At 62.2% G+C, this 13,847-nt stretch carries 12 protein-coding genes; 6 read left to right on the top strand and 6 right to left on the bottom strand.

Translation table 11 applies throughout. The features are described from left to right. Window positions 1–370 precede the first annotated feature (370 nt). Both P3T42_RS00480 and P3T42_RS00475 read left to right on the top strand, forming a co-directional pair. Window positions 371–1,051 carry a PspA/IM30 family protein gene (locus tag P3T42_RS00480; RefSeq protein WP_074299464.1) on the top strand — a complete coding sequence of 227 codons (681 nt, stop codon included), beginning with the start codon at window positions 371–373 and terminating at the stop codon, window positions 1,049–1,051. A gap of 117 nt (window positions 1,052–1,168) precedes the next feature. Beyond that, window positions 1,169–2,341: a tetratricopeptide repeat protein gene (locus P3T42_RS00475; protein WP_074299467.1), complete on the top strand. Its 1,173-nt coding sequence runs from the start codon at window positions 1,169–1,171 to the stop codon at window positions 2,339–2,341. Window positions 2,342–2,461: 120 nt separating this feature from the next. Here P3T42_RS00475 and P3T42_RS00470 read toward each other — a convergent pair whose 3' ends face one another. Next, window positions 2,462–3,109 carry a TetR family transcriptional regulator gene (locus tag P3T42_RS00470; protein ID WP_074299469.1) on the bottom strand — a complete coding sequence of 216 codons (648 nt, stop codon included), beginning with the start codon at window positions 3,107–3,109 and terminating at the stop codon, window positions 2,462–2,464. 165 nt (window positions 3,110–3,274) lie between these two features. Here P3T42_RS00470 and P3T42_RS00465 point away from each other — a divergent pair, with 165 nt between their 5' ends. From P3T42_RS00465 to P3T42_RS00455, 3 genes are all read left to right on the top strand, one after another. Then, window positions 3,275–4,786, top strand: coding sequence for a flavin-containing monooxygenase (locus P3T42_RS00465; RefSeq protein WP_429304856.1), 1,512 nt, complete (start codon window positions 3,275–3,277; stop codon window positions 4,784–4,786). A 53-nt stretch (window positions 4,787–4,839) separates the two neighbouring features. Then, entirely contained in the window at window positions 4,840–5,853 is a 1,014-nt protein-coding gene (locus tag P3T42_RS00460) for an alpha/beta fold hydrolase (RefSeq protein ID WP_429304855.1), read from the top strand. A gap of 237 nt (window positions 5,854–6,090) precedes the next feature. Further along, entirely contained in the window at window positions 6,091–7,494 is a 1,404-nt protein-coding gene (locus P3T42_RS00455) for a methyl-accepting chemotaxis protein (RefSeq protein ID WP_074299475.1), read from the top strand. Window positions 7,495–8,247: 753 nt separating this feature from the next. Here the strand turns inward: P3T42_RS00455 and P3T42_RS00450 are convergent. From P3T42_RS00450 to P3T42_RS00435, 4 genes are all read right to left on the bottom strand, one after another. After that, a complete protein-coding gene (locus P3T42_RS00450; protein ID WP_074299480.1) occupies window positions 8,248–9,066 on the bottom strand; it encodes an ABC transporter permease subunit in 819 nt (272 codons plus the stop codon). Next, window positions 9,066–9,995, bottom strand: coding sequence for an ABC transporter permease subunit (locus tag P3T42_RS00445; protein ID WP_074299482.1), 930 nt, complete (start codon window positions 9,993–9,995; stop codon window positions 9,066–9,068). Before P3T42_RS00445 ends, P3T42_RS00450 begins: the two co-directional genes overlap by 1 nt. Then, window positions 9,992–11,158, bottom strand: coding sequence for an ABC transporter ATP-binding protein (locus tag P3T42_RS00440; RefSeq protein ID WP_074299484.1), 1,167 nt, complete (start codon window positions 11,156–11,158; stop codon window positions 9,992–9,994). Before P3T42_RS00440 ends, P3T42_RS00445 begins: the two co-directional genes overlap by 4 nt. 99 nt (window positions 11,159–11,257) lie before the next feature. Further along, complete coding sequence (locus tag P3T42_RS00435; protein WP_074299486.1) at window positions 11,258–12,358, bottom strand: polyamine ABC transporter substrate-binding protein; 1,101 nt, start codon at window positions 12,356–12,358, stop codon at window positions 11,258–11,260. 526 nt (window positions 12,359–12,884) lie between these two features. Here P3T42_RS00435 and P3T42_RS00430 point away from each other — a divergent pair. Continuing rightward, window positions 12,885–13,088: a DUF1289 domain-containing protein gene (locus P3T42_RS00430; RefSeq protein ID WP_074299488.1), complete on the top strand. Its 204-nt coding sequence runs from the start codon at window positions 12,885–12,887 to the stop codon at window positions 13,086–13,088. Between the two features lie 140 nt (window positions 13,089–13,228). Here P3T42_RS00430 and P3T42_RS00425 read toward each other — a convergent pair whose 3' ends face one another. Further along, window positions 13,229–13,825 carry an OmpW/AlkL family protein gene (locus P3T42_RS00425; protein ID WP_074299490.1) on the bottom strand — a complete coding sequence of 199 codons (597 nt, stop codon included), beginning with the start codon at window positions 13,823–13,825 and terminating at the stop codon, window positions 13,229–13,231. Window positions 13,826–13,847 lie beyond the last annotated feature (22 nt).

Raw genomic sequence — 13,847 nt, 5'->3', positions numbered from 1 at the left:
ACACACCACTTTGCCCAACCCGGATCCACTTCGACGCATTTCGCTCCGCACGTCGCCAACATTGAAATATTCCGCTCGCGTAGGCCCGGAATCGACGTTTGAAACTCGCAGGAAGTGACGCTTTAAGACGGTTTTAAGACATGCCGTGGTGTAATATCCGCCAGCTGCTGAGCCTGCCCGGCTTGCGTTCGACACACCCGCGCCATGCGCTGGCCAAACAATTTGCGAGGCTGCTATTGCAATTGGCGCGCAAGCCCCGACTTCCGCACCGGTTGCCCGCGCAATACCGCGCGTGGCAGCGTAAACTAGTGGTCACCAGTGGTTGAACGCGCCAGGCACTCAGCGCCGATTTCATTCTACGGAGGGTTTCATGTCGCTATTTGACAGCATCTCGCGCACGCTTAAAGGTCTCCTGAACGACGCTGCCGATTCCGTGCAAGATCCGTCGCGCGATTCGCGCCAGATCGTGCGCGAGCTCGATGAAAGCATCGCCAAAGCAGAGAACTCGCTGATCGAGATTCAGGCGCAAGTCGCCACTCAGCAAAGCAAGCGCGACGTTGCCGCCGACAAGGCGAAGAAGTACGAAGACGGCGCGAAGCGCGCGCTGCAATCGGGCGACGAAGCGCTCGCCCGTGAAGCGCTCGGTGCACAAGCCACCGCGGAAGCGGAGCGCGACGCGCTCGCGAAAGAACTCGCCACGCTCGAGCCGTCGGTCGATCAGTTGAAGAGCCAGATCGAAGACATGCGCGGCCGTCGCAACGACCTCAACGCACGGTCGAACATCCTGCAGGCCAAGCAGCAGATCGCCCAGGCCAAAGACGTCGCAGCGACTGCGCTGGGCGGTATCGGCGGGCGCAATCTCTCCGAGGATTTCCAGAAGCTCGAAGACAAGGTGGCATTGTCGAATGCACGCTCGGACGCGCGCCTGAATTCCGCCGACGTGAAAAGCGGCAAGGCGCTCGAAGACAAGCTCGCCGACCTGAATCGCGGCCCGTCGGTCGAAGACCGCCTCGAGGCGCTGAAGAAGCAGTTGAACACGCCGGCGCAGTAAGCCGTCGCGAGGTAGTACACCGGAGGTGACGCAGCGCCGGCGATCCGTGCGGCGCTGCGTGTCACACCGGAGCATCGATTGACATGGAGACGGGCATCAAGCCGCCCGGTCCGACACATGAAAAAATTTCTAGCAGCGCTGTTCGCATCGCTGATGCTGGTGTCCGGCGCGGCCTTCGCCGTGCCGAGCGCCCAGCAGATCGAATCGGCCATGGCTCAGGGCAACTGGCAACAGGCCGACGCCGGCCTGAGCCAGGTGCTGCAGGCGCATCCGGACAACGCACGGGCTCACTACCTGTACGCCCAGGTGCTCGATCGCGAAGGCCGCTCCGGCGACGCCCTGGCGCAGATCCAGCAGGCGAAGACGCTCGACCCGCAAATCCGCTTCACCGACCCGACACGCTTCGCGCAGACCGAAGCGCGCATCCGCCGCGACGCGGAGCGTGGCGGCGTGGCGACGGGCCACACCAGCAATCCGTTCGCGCAACAGAACAGCGGTTCCGTGCAGCAGCAGGCGGCGATGGCGCCGCAAGTCCCCGAGCGGCACGGTCCGTCCGTGGGCATGTGGATCGGCATCATCGTGCTGATCGGCGCGATTGCGCTGGTGCTGCGCTGGACGCTGCGCCGTGCCCGCACGCAGGACGATTCGCGTGCCGACGACGACCGTCGCGTGCAACTCAAGCGCGCCACGGATCTGCTGAACGCAGTGCGCTCGCTGAAGCTCGACGTGAAGCTTTCCACCGCCGTGGGACATGAGGCGTTGGAGAAGGAAGTCGAAGGCACCGAGGACCAGTTGCGCGGTCTTGTCGAAGCCCTGTCGAACAGCAAGAATCCAGTGCCGCCGTATCAGCTCGACGAACTGGAGCAGCGTGTCGCCAGCCTCAAGGCACGCGCCGAGGGCCGCCCCGATCCGTATGCTGCGGGACCGGCCGGCACGGGCGATTCCGCTTACGCACGCGAAGCGGAGCGTTTCGGCAATCCGCCGCAAGCGCCCTACCCGTATCCTCCGCAACAGCAGCCGCAGGTTATCGTGCAGCAAGGCGGTGGCGGTTTTGGCGGCGGCATGGGTGGCCTCCTGACGGGCGTGCTGCTCGGCGAGGCGCTCAATTCGGGCCGCGAGCGCGAAGTGATCGTCGAGGACGACGAAACGCGCCGTCGTGGCGGCAACAATGACAACAACAATGGCGGCGGCCTCGATTTCGGCCAGGGTTCGAATAACTGGGACGACGGCAGCGGCGGTGGCGGTGTCGATATGGGCAACGACGACTCGGGCGGCTGGAGCGATACCTGATCGACCGGGACGCGCTGCGCCGCCCGGCGCCACGCGCTGACGCACCGGATGCACCGTGTGCGAAACACCCTTAAAAACAGGCTCCGTTCCTCACGGAGCCTGTTTGCTTATGAGCGATGCTCACGCGCTCGCGGAAAGCGGCGACTGATGCTGCTCGAGCACCGCCGCCCCGGCGAACAGCCTGACGATAAAGCGCTCGGAGTAATCGATCAGCGCCTCGCGCCGGGCGGCATTGCTGATGTACTCATGCGACAGATGAAACAGTTGCAGCACGATCTGCGTGCAGATTTCATCCACCGTCGCCCGCGCGAGGCCCGGCACCAGACTCAGTTGCATGACGTCGTCGGCCATCTCCGCTGACACTTCGTTCAGATTCGCTCGCACCGCGTCGCGCAGCGCCGGCGAGGTGCCGTGATACTCGGCGAGCGCGCTCAAAAACGCTTCCCGGTTATCCAGCGCAAATGCGAAAAACGCCGCACAGGCACGACGCGGCACGCTATGCGGCTCGTCGTGCGCGGCGAGCCAGCGCTCGCGTCGCAGCATCGGCCGCAAGCGCCGGCTCAGCCATTCGACCGCTTCGCGCGCCAGATCGTCGAGCGTGTCGAAATGCCGGTAAAACGTGTTGGGGTTCAGACCGGCTTCGCGCGCCAGTTCGCGCAGACCCAGCGTCGCAAAGCTGCGCCCGCTGGCCGTCAGGCGCAAGGCCGCTTCAATCAGGCGGCGTTTGCCCGGCGCGAGGTCAAGATCGGGATCGGGAGTGGCTTCCATAGGGCTCAAAAACAAGGCGCGCAACGCGCGTGCAACGCCTGCACTGTAAACCATCTTGACGCCAAGTGCACAGTTGTCTACTCTGCGGGTTATGGGAGTAGACAACTGTAGACATCGGTTGATCGCTCATGCCTTTCCCCTTCTTTGACGCGGAGTACCGTACCCATGCCATCGCCCTCGCCTGCTACGCCACGCATTGCCATCGTCGGGAGCGGCTTCGCCGGCATTGGCATGGCGATCCGGCTGAGGCAGATGGGACTGGAGTCGTTCACGATCTACGAGGCCGCAGGCGAGATCGGAGGGACGTGGCGCGACAACACTTATCCCGGTGCCGCCTGCGACGTGCCCTCGCATCTGTATTCGTTTTCCTTCGAACCCAATCCCGGCTGGTCGCGCGCGTACGGGCAACAGGCCGAGATTCTCGCGTATATGAAGCACTGCGTCCGCAAGTACGGGCTCGAGCCGTTCGTGCGCTGCCATACACGCGTGGTGGCGGCCCGCTTCGACGAGGCCCGTCAGGTGTGGCGGCTCGAACTCGAGCATGGCGCAAACGCGGCAGCGGCTTCGTCGACCACGCACGAGAGCGAGACGATCGAAGCCGACATCGTGATTGCGGCAAGCGGCCCCTTGTCGCAGCCGGCCATGCCGCAGATCGCCGGTCTCGAACGCTTCACCGGCAAGCTGTTCCACTCGGCGCGCTGGGACCATGACTATCCGCTCGAGGGCAAGCGCGTCGCGGTGATCGGCACCGGCGCCAGCGCCATCCAGTTCGTGCCGCGGATCCAGCCGCGCGTCGCGCAGCTCGATCTGTTCCAGCGTACTGCGCCGTGGATCATGCCGAAACCCGACAAGCCGGTCAGCAAGCGGGCGCAATGGTGGTTCCGGTACCTGCCGTTCACGCAGCGCTTCGTTCGCAGTACGATCTACTGGCAGCTCGAATCGCGTGCCATCGCCTTCGTCGTCAATCCGAAGCTGATGAAGTATCCAATGAAGTTCGGCCTGAGCTATCTGGAACGGCGCGTCAAAGACCCTGAACTGCGCGCCAAACTGACGCCCAACTACCGGCTCGGCTGCAAGCGCGTGCTGCTGTCGAGCGAATACTATCCGGCGCTCAGCCAGCCGAACGTGGAGGTGGTCACCACCGCCATCCGCGAAGTCGTCGCCGACGGCGTCGTCACGGAAGATGGCGCGCATCACGCCGCCGACGCGATCATCTGCGGCACCGGCTTTCAGGTCAACGACATCGGCGCGCCGTTCGACGTCACCGGCGTAGGCGGCGCGGATCTCGACGCGCGCTGGCTGCGCGACGGACCCGAGGCGTATCTCGGCACCAGCATTGCCGACTTTCCGAATTTCTTCCTGATGGTGGGTCCGAACACAGGGCTCGGCCACAACTCGATGATCTACATGATCGAGTCGCAGGTGCAATACATCGCCGACTGTTTGCGCGTGCTGCGCCGGCGCGGCGCCCGCACCATGAACCTGCGGCCCGACGTGCAGCACGCCTTCAACGCGCGCCTGCAAGAAGACATGCGGCGCTCGGTGTGGGTGAGCGGCTGCCAGAGCTGGTACCAGACGAAGAGCGGCAAGGTCACCGCCATCTGGCCGGGCTTCACGTTCAGCTTCCGCAAGCGCACCCGCCGGGTGCGTGCGCGCGAGTACCGCTTCGCGCGCTGAGGTTGGCCGCGAGGCAGCGCTGTTTTCGAACTCAAACAACCAGGGAGACAACCATGGCAAGCTTCGAAACCGTTCCATCTGCGCCAGGCGCACCGCTGCCGCCCCGCTCGCTCGCCGCGCGCCTCGGCATCACCAGCGTACCGCGCGAGGCGCTGCGGCAGCGCTATACGCAGCCAGGCTCGAAGTTCGTCAACATCATGGGCAGCGACGTTCACTACGTCGACGAAGGCTGCGGCGAGCTGCTGGTGATGATTCACGGCTTCGCATCTTCGCTGCATACCTGGGACGGCGTCGCGGAAGAACTGGCGCGCAGCTATCGCGTGATCCGCCTCGACCTGCCGCCGTTCGGCGTGACCGGGCCGCTGCGCACGCCGTCCGGCGCGATCGAGACGATGAATATGCCTACGTACCGGCGCTTCATCGATACCTTCATGCAGGCGCTCGGCATCCAACGCGCGACGCTGATCGGCAACTCGCTAGGCGGGTTGATCTCATGGGACTACGCGGTACGCCATCGCGATGCGGTCGAGCGGCTGGTGCTGATCGACTCGGCGGGCTTTCCGATGAAGCTGCCGATTTACATTGGCCTCTTCAACAGCGCGATGGTACGCATGAGCGCACCGTGGTGGCTGCCCGAGCCGATCATCCGCAGTGCGGTACGCAATGTCTACGGCGATCCGCACCGGCTTGCGGCGCCCGTGCTGCGACGCTATATCGAGTTCTTCCACGGCGCGGGTACACGCGCGGCAATCGGCAAGATGGTGCCGACGCTTGATTTCGCCGACCTCGACACCGACGTGCTGAAAACCGTCGACGTGCCATCGCTCGTGTTGTGGGGAGCCAAGGACCGCTGGATTCCGCCCGCCCATGCGGCGGAGTTCGCGCGGCGCATTCCGGGGGCACAGTCCGTCATGTACGAAGGGCTGGGCCACATCCCGATGGAGGAGGATCCCGGGCGCGTGCTGGAGGATTTGCGCGCCTTTCTGTTTCAGCCGCCGCCTCCGAGCAGGCGCAACACATCCCAGAGGAACTTGCAGGCCAGCACGATCAGTTCCCACAACTGGTAGAGCTGCTGCCAGCCGGCAAGGCACGCAAAAGCTTCGATCATAGTCAGTCAGGCGATGGACGGTAGCGGCTTCCCGGCACGCCGGGGGCGGGATCGACGACCCGGTGCCAGGACCCACATCATATCGACCTCGGGATACCCCGTATCAAGTCGCGCGCCGGAATGCCGTCAATACAGCGAGAAGACGCGGCATCCGTCCCGGATGACCGCGCCGAACGGCGCCATCCAGGAGAGACACATGACGCGCTTTAGCTTCCGCCGGGCGTCCCGGACGCCGTCGATCGTCGGCGATATTGCCGCGCAGGCGGGCAAACTGGGCATTGAGATCTGCGATGTGTCGGGCCACGTCGAGGAAGTGGCGGCGCGGGTACAGCGCCAGGCCCAGGTGTGCCGCTCGCTGCGCGACGCCGCGGCGCAGACGATGGCCGGCAACCGCCGGATTGCGACGGCCGCGCGCGAGATGCGCGACGTGACGACCGAAGTGGCGAGCGGAGTCCAGGAGTCGCAGCAGACGCTGGAGGCCTCGCTCGAGGACATCCACGGCCTCGTCGAAGGCGTGACGGTCATCGAGAGCCACATCGGCGCACTGCGGGCGGCGCTGGCGCATGTGAGCCGGGTGTCCGAGGAGATTTCGCTGATTGCGCGCCAGACTCACCTGCTGGCGCTCAACGCGGCGATCGAAGCCGCGCGGGCCGGCGACTCCGGCAAGAGTTTCGCGGTGGTTGCGGCGGAGGTGAAGAACCTGTCGGCGAAGACGGCGCAGGCGACGGGCCAGATCGAGACCACCCTTGCGCAATTGACCCAGCAGACGGAACAACTCACCAACGAGGGGTCGGTGAATACGGCGCGGGCGCATCGGGTGCGGGAAGGCACGCGCAGGATTGGCGAGGTGGTGCATTCGACGGGGGAAGCGATTACGCAGCTCAATGCGGAGGCGGGGCAAATTGCGACGTTGACGGGCGAGATCGAGAGCCAGTGCACGGGGTTGGAGGCGCAGGTGCTGGAGATGGCGAGCGGCGTGGAGGATTCGAGCCAGAACTTTGTGCAGGCGAAGGACCGGCTGGGGAATTTGCTGGGGGTATCGGAGACGCTGATCGAGCTGACGGCCGCGACGGGCGTCGAGACGACGGACACGCGGTTTATTGAGGCGGTGCAGCAGACGGCGGCGAAGATCGGCAAGTTGTTTGAGCGGGCGGTCGCGAGTGGCGAGTTGAGTTTGGCGGATCTGTTCGACCAGACGTATGTGCCGATTGGTGGGACGAATCCGCCGCAGTTCATGACGCGGTTTACGGCGTTTACGGATCGGGTGTTGCCTGGGGTGCAGGAGCCTTTGCTGGGGCTTGATCCACGGGTGGCGTTTTGTGCCGCGGTCGATGCGCGGGGGTATTTGCCGACGCATAACAAGAAATTTTCTCAGCCGCAGCGCGATGATCCTGTCTGGAATGCGGCTAATTGCCGGAATCGGCGGGTGTTTGATGATCGGACTGGGCTTGCTGCCGCGACTCATACCAAGCGGTTTTTGTTGCAGACGTATCGGCGCGATATGGGAGGTGGGGAGTTTGTGCTGATGAAGGATGCTTCCGCGCCTGTTTTTGTTGGTGGCAGGCATTGGGGTGGGGTTAGGATGGGGTATAGGGCTTAGCTCGCTTTTTTTTGCCTGCGCGGCGCTTTGGTTGTTCTCTTAGGGCGTTGGCCTTTCCTTGCTTTCTTATCGGTCTATTAGCTTCGCCCCTGTGCGGGGCGGCACTTACTTTCTTTGCCGCCGCAAAGAAAGTAAGCAAAGAAAGCGGGCTCACACCGCCAGCGTATAGTGAGTCATCTAGGTCTGCTAACGGAAACGGCCCAAGACCAGACCCGCCCTCGCACTTCCCCCGCTCGTGACACAGCACTCATCCACCCCACTCCGCACTCCGTGCGTCGCGGTCGGGTCTGCCTGGGAAACCCGGCTCACCATGGCACTCGAGATGTGTTCCAAGCCCGCCCACCAAGGAAGTACTAGCCAACGCGGCCTCGATAACGCCCAGCGGACGAGAATCGGCTCACGGGCAACGGCAAAGCAAAATAGTTAGAATACCTACAGAATTTGCAGAAGGGGGGGTGTACCCGACGGCGGGGCGCGCAGCGCGACGCTGGAACGGATGATGGCCTTGTCACTAACGTGGGTGGTGCGAGGGCGGGTCTCGTCTTGGGCCGTTCCCGTTAGCAGACCTAGATGGCTCACTACGGGCTAGCGGTTGCAGCCCGCTTTCTTTGCTTACTTTCTTTGCGGCGGCAAAGAAAGTAAGTGCCGCCCCGCACAGGGGCGAACCTAATAGACCACTAAGAAATCAAGGAAAGGCCAACACCCCAAGAGAACAACCAAACCGCCGCGCAGGCAAAAAGCCGCAAAAAAAAATCACCCCGCCATAGCCATCTTCTTCCTCTCACTCCGCTGCATAAAATGGTTCCCAACAATGACCCCAACAGTAACAACCCCAATAAACAGCGTAGCCAAAGCATTCATCTCAGGATTCAACCCCAAGCGAACGCGAGAGAACACAACAAGCGGCAAAGTAGTTGACCCAGGCCCAGATAAAAACGCGGAGAGAACGAGATCGTCGATAGACAGAGTAAAGGACAAAAGCCACCCCGCCACAAGAGCCTGCGAAATCAACGGCAACGTAATAAAGAAGAAGACCCGCAACGGCGTAGCCCCAAGATCCAGGGCCGCCTCTTCGAGCGAAGGATGCAGCTCCCGCACCCGCGACTGCACAATAATGGCCACATAAGAAATACACAGCATCACATGCCCGATCCAGATCGTGAACACCCCACGCCCAGCCGGCCATCCAAGCCACTTCGCCATTTCGATAAACAGCAGCAGCAGCGAAATCCCCTGAATCACCTCGGGTATCACCAACGGTGCATTGATCATCCCCGTGTACAAGGTAAACCCGCGAAACCGCCCCATCCGCGCCAGCACAAACCCCGCCCAAGTGCCAATAAACACCGACGCAAACGCCGTCATCAAACCAATCCGCAACGACAGCCACGCCGCCGCAATCAACTCGTCATCGTCCAGCAGCGCAGCGTACCAACGCGTCGAGAAATGCGTCCACACCGTCACCAGTTGCGATTCGTTAAACGAATACACCACCAGGCTGACAATCGGAATGTACAAAAACAAAAACCCAATACCCAAGGCAATGATCTGCAACATGCGATTCGGCTTCATCAGCGTCGCTCCTCCAACGCCTTCGCCTGCGCGTACTGGAAGAACGCCATCGGCACCAGCAGCAGCAGCACCATCGCACACGTCACAGCAGAAGCCATCGGCCAGTCGGCGTTGTCGAAGAACTCATTCCACATCACCCGGCCAATCATCAGCGTGTTCGCCCCACCCAGCAATTCCGGAATCACATACTCCCCCACCGCCGGAATGAACACCAGCAGACACCCCGCAATAATGCCGTTCCTGGACAGCGGCAAGGTGATCTGCCAGAACGCCTTCCACGGCTTCGCGCCAAGGTCGTAAGCGGCTTCCAGCAACGTGATGTCCATCTTCACAAGGTGCGCATACAGCGGCATCACCAGAAACGGCAGGTACGAATACACCATGCCGATATAAACCGCCGTGTTCGTGTGATACAGCTCGATCGGCGTATGAATCAGCCCAATCGACATCAGAAAATTATTCAGCAGTCCGTTATTCTTCAGGATGCCGATCCACGCATACACGCGAATCAGGAACGACGTCCAGAACGGCAGCATCACGGCCATCATCAGAACGTTGCGGGTGGCCGGGTTCGAGCGCGCGATGTAATACGCCATCGGGTAACCGAGCAGCAGACATAGCAGCGTCGATACCGCCGCCACCACCACCGAGTTCACATACGTCGCGAAGTACAGGCTGTCGGTCAGCAGGAACGCATAGTGCGACAGGTCGAGCGCGATATGCACCACGCCGTCCTGGAAGCTCGTCAGTTCCGTGTATGGCGGAATGCCGAGCTGCAGGTCCGCAAAGCTGATCTTCACGACCAGCAGGAACGGCACCAGGAAAAACAGCAGCAGCCAGATGAACGGTCCGGCCACCACGGCGGTACGGCCCGTCAGCCCAAAGCGCCGCACGGGCCAGGTCGCGAATGAACTCAGCGCGCTTTTCATGACGTCAGCACCACGCCCGCAGATGCGCTCCAGCGCACATAGACCTCGTCGCCCCAAGTCGGCGGGTCGATCTCCGAAAGCGCCAGACTCGTGACGTTCGCCACCACCGTCTTGCCGCCGTCGAGCTTCACGTGATACAGCGAATAGCCACCCATGTATGCGATATTCGTGACGACGCCCTTGCCCCAGTTGTACGCGCCTTCGGGCGGCTTACGGGTGAGCGCGATGCGCTCGGGCCGCACTGAGATCGTCAACGGCATGCCGAGCGGTCCGGTAATGCCGTGGTTCACGTACAGACGCACCGGCAGATCCGGCGTCTCGACGAAGATGTGATCGGGTTCGTCCTCGACCACGTTGCCGTCGAACAGATTGGTCGACCCGATGAACTCTGCCGAAAACCGGCTATTGGGATACTCGTACACTTCATGCGGTGTGCCGAGCTGGATGATCTCGCCTTCGCTCATCACCGCGAGCCGGCCGGCCATCGTCATCGCCTCTTCCTGATCGTGCGTCACCATGATGCAGGTAACGCCGACCTTGTCGAGAATGTTGACCAGCTCGATCTGCGTGCGCTGACGGATCTGCTTGTCGAGCGCGGACATCGGCTCGTCGAGCAGCAGCAGCTTGGGCCGCTTGATCAGGCTGCGCGCCAGCGCCACGCGCTGCTGCTGGCCGCCCGAAAGCTGATGCGGCTTGCGCCTGGCAAAGCGGCCCATCTGCACGAGGTCCAGCACCGACTGCACGCGGTCTTTCAGTTCGGCCTTCGGCACGCCTTCCTGCTTCAGGCCGAAGGCGACGTTGCCTTCAACCGTCATGTGCGGAAACAGCGCATACGACTGGAACATCATGTTGACGGGCCGGCGATACGGCGGCATCTGCGCAAGGTCCTCGCCGTCGATCAGGATCTTGCCCGAAGTCACACTTTCGAGGCCCGCCAGCATCCGCAAAAGCGTCGACTTGCCGCAGCCCGAACTGCCGAGCAGAGCGAACAGTTCGCCCTTCCTGACCGACAGGTTGACCTGCTTGACCGCGAACGTCTCGCCGAACTTCTTGACGACGTCGACGATCTGCACGAAGTTTTCCGCTGCATCGTTCGCAACGGCATAGCTGCCCTGGGGCGGCGTGCCGGCCCCTGCCAGCGCACCCGACTGGTCACTGCTCATGATTTGCTACTTCACTCCCGCGTTTGACGAACAAAGCCCCCGGTGAACACCGGGGGCTTCATGATGAGGCTTAGCTATGGATCATTGCGGCCGCAGGCTTCAGCGGCCGGACTTGAACTCGGTCCACAGCCGGGTCTGCAGACGCTGGATTTCCGGCGGCAGCGGCTTCAGCAGGAACAGCGTCTTGATGACTTCAGGCGGCGGATAAACCGCCGGATCGTTCGCCACGTCCTTGTCCACGTACTTGCGCGCTTCGAGATTCGCGCTCGGGTAGTAGACCTCGTTCGTGATCGCGGCGTGGACCTGCGGCGTCTCGATGTAGTTGATCCACTCGAGCGCGGCTTCCTTGTTCTTGGCGTCCTTCGGAATCGCCATCACGTCGAACCACACCGGCGCGCCGCCCTTCGGCACGTAGTACTCGATCTGGTACGGCTTCTTCGCTTCGACCGCACGATGCTTCGCGATCACCACGTCGCCCGACCAGCCGTACGCGAAGCAGACGTCGCCGCCGACCAGGTCGTTGATGTAACCCGACGAGTTGAACTGCGTGATGTACGGACGGATCTTCTTCATCATTTCGAGCGCGGCGCGGTAGTCGGCCGGGTTCGTGCTCATCGGATCCTTGCCGATGTAGTGCAGCGCAGCCGCAAACATCTGGTCAGGCGCATCGAGCACCGAGACGCCGCACGTCTTCAGCTTCGAAATGTATTCGGGCTTGAACAGAATGTCCCAGTTGTCGAGCGGGACATTCTTGCCGAGGATCTGCTGGACCTTGGTGACGTTGTAACCCAGCCCGGTCGTGCCGTAAGCCCAGGGTACCGTGTACTTGTTGCCCGGATCGGCGCCGGCGACGAGCGCCATCAGCGAGGGGTCGAGGTATTTCAGATTCGGCAGCTTCGATTTGTCGAGCGGGGCGAAAATGCCCGCGGCAATCTGCTTGCCGGCGTAATTGCTGGTCGGCACCACGATGTCATAGCCCGAATTGCCGGTGAGCAATTTAGCCTGCAGCGTGTCGTCGCTGTCGTAGTTGTCGTATTTGACCTGAACACCGGTCTGCTTGGTGAAGTTCGGGATGGTGTCCTTGGCGATGTAGTCGGACCAGTTATACACGTTCAACTGCGTATCTTTTGCGGCCGCCGTCAGCCACGGCGTGGCGCACAGCATAAGCGTCGCCAGTTGGCGCACTACCAGTTTTTTCATCCCGTTCTCCGATCCTGTCGGCCATAGCCGACCGTCCACTCCACGCGCCGCGGTGCATCGCCCGCGACTCCCCTGAAAAACCCGAAAACTACCACTAATTATTGCGCGCTTCAAAAAAAATGCCAGGCTGTCGCACAAAGGGTACAGCGCAATGGCCTTGCTCGACCGCACCAGCTTGACGCGCGGCTACAAAATTGCGCGCAATTTTAGCGGGTTATGGCCGCGTGTCCACCCAGAAAAAAACACCGGGGCTGACGGAAATCGGATTGGCGGTTTTCATTGCGGTTTCGCCGAGTCGTCGCGCATACGCAATCGAAAGCGAGCGGATGGAAGGTGACGCAACAGCCTTCGAATGGCTTTCAGATTCACGCCGAGTGATTGGCGCGGAGTCGCTTCAGCGGCGGGTCGCACTGAAGCCAATTTGTAAGCAAGCTTTTACAATGCCATCCGTCCGTCTCGTCCGAGGCGAATGCGCCGCATCGGTTAACATAGCGGCACTTTCCTGCGTTCCGTCCCAAGGTTTTGAATGGCTTCGAATCTCCACGCTCTTCCGGACAGCCCGTGCATCGGCGTCTGCTCCACGCTTTTCGATGAAGTCTGCAAGGGCTGCGGACGCACCGCCACCGAGGTCTCGAACTGGGTCTTCCTCACCGACGAGGAAAAGCGCGCGGTGTGGGTACGCATCGAACAGGAAGGCACGGCGATGCGTTTCAAGAACGACAAGCTTTGATTGTCGGACCGGCCGTGCGGTTGCGACTGCGGTTGCGGTTGCTGTTGCTGTTGCGGCCACGACAGCGACAGCGCGAATCGAACGTCGAATAAAAAACGCCGGGTCACCCCGGCGTTCTGCCCTCGCCCCGCGCCCCATGCTCAGAAGCGCATCCCGACGCCGAGTCCCACCACGACCGGATCGATATCCAGCCGGCCCAGCGCCGCGCCACCGAGCGACGCATCCGTTCTCATCCAGATCTTCTTGATGTCCGCGTTGACGAACAGCGACTTCGTCACCTGGACGTCGACGCCTGCCTGCAAGGCCGGCCCGAAGCTGTGGTTGGTAATGGAAATCGGCTGGCCACCGACGTTCAGGCCGTTGTTGTAGAAGTACGTGTAGTTCACGCCCGCGCCGAGGTACGGCCGGATGCGGCCCTGATGGTTGAAGTGATACTGCAGCAACAGCGTAGGCGGCAACACGTTCACGCCGCCGAGGTTGCCGAGGCTCGAGGTCAACTGATGGCGCGACGTGCCAAGAATCAGTTCGACGCCGAGATAGTCGCGAATCATGTAGGTCAGATCCAGCTCCGGCACGATCGCATTGTTGACGCCCACATTGAGCGCCGACAAGGTGTTGCTGGTGGACACATTCGGAATGATGCTGATGGCCCGCAAGCGCACGAGGACGTCACCCGCGTGGATGCCGCTCATCTCGTCATCGCCCGCCGCACGCGCCTGCGACATGGCGAGACCCATACCCAGCAGGCACGATGCGATC

It is taken from the genome of Paraburkholderia sp. GAS38, from assembly GCF_050434965.1.
Lineage (GTDB): Bacteria > Pseudomonadota > Gammaproteobacteria > Burkholderiales > Burkholderiaceae > Paraburkholderia > Paraburkholderia phenazinium_A.
The sequence above is the reverse complement of the archived record's forward strand: the minus strand, read 5'-3'. Positions and strand labels throughout refer to the sequence as shown.

What these genes read in the sequence shown, in the direction of transcription:
- P3T42_RS00460 (WP_429304855.1), top strand. Translation starts at nt 4,840, where the DNA reads ATGGCAAGCTTCGAAACCGTTCCATCTGCGCCAGGCGCACCGCTGCCG.
- P3T42_RS00470 (WP_074299469.1), bottom strand. Translation starts at nt 3,109, where the DNA reads ATGGAAGCCACTCCCGATCCCGATCTTGACCTCGCGCCGGGCAAACGC.
- P3T42_RS00430 (WP_074299488.1), top strand. Translation starts at nt 12,885, where the DNA reads ATGGCTTCGAATCTCCACGCTCTTCCGGACAGCCCGTGCATCGGCGTC.
- P3T42_RS00480 (WP_074299464.1), top strand. Translation starts at nt 371, where the DNA reads ATGTCGCTATTTGACAGCATCTCGCGCACGCTTAAAGGTCTCCTGAAC.
- P3T42_RS00440 (WP_074299484.1), bottom strand. Translation starts at nt 11,158, where the DNA reads ATGAGCAGTGACCAGTCGGGTGCGCTGGCAGGGGCCGGCACGCCGCCC.
- P3T42_RS00445 (WP_074299482.1), bottom strand. Translation starts at nt 9,995, where the DNA reads ATGAAAAGCGCGCTGAGTTCATTCGCGACCTGGCCCGTGCGGCGCTTT.
- P3T42_RS00475 (WP_074299467.1), top strand. Translation starts at nt 1,169, where the DNA reads ATGAAAAAATTTCTAGCAGCGCTGTTCGCATCGCTGATGCTGGTGTCC.
- P3T42_RS00450 (WP_074299480.1), bottom strand. Translation starts at nt 9,066, where the DNA reads ATGAAGCCGAATCGCATGTTGCAGATCATTGCCTTGGGTATTGGGTTT.
- P3T42_RS00465 (WP_429304856.1), top strand. Translation starts at nt 3,275, where the DNA reads ATGCCATCGCCCTCGCCTGCTACGCCACGCATTGCCATCGTCGGGAGC.
- P3T42_RS00425 (WP_074299490.1), bottom strand. Translation starts at nt 13,825, where the DNA reads ATGGGTCTCGCCATGTCGCAGGCGCGTGCGGCGGGCGATGACGAGATG.
- P3T42_RS00435 (WP_074299486.1), bottom strand. Translation starts at nt 12,358, where the DNA reads ATGAAAAAACTGGTAGTGCGCCAACTGGCGACGCTTATGCTGTGCGCC.
- P3T42_RS00455 (WP_074299475.1), top strand. Translation starts at nt 6,091, where the DNA reads ATGACGCGCTTTAGCTTCCGCCGGGCGTCCCGGACGCCGTCGATCGTC.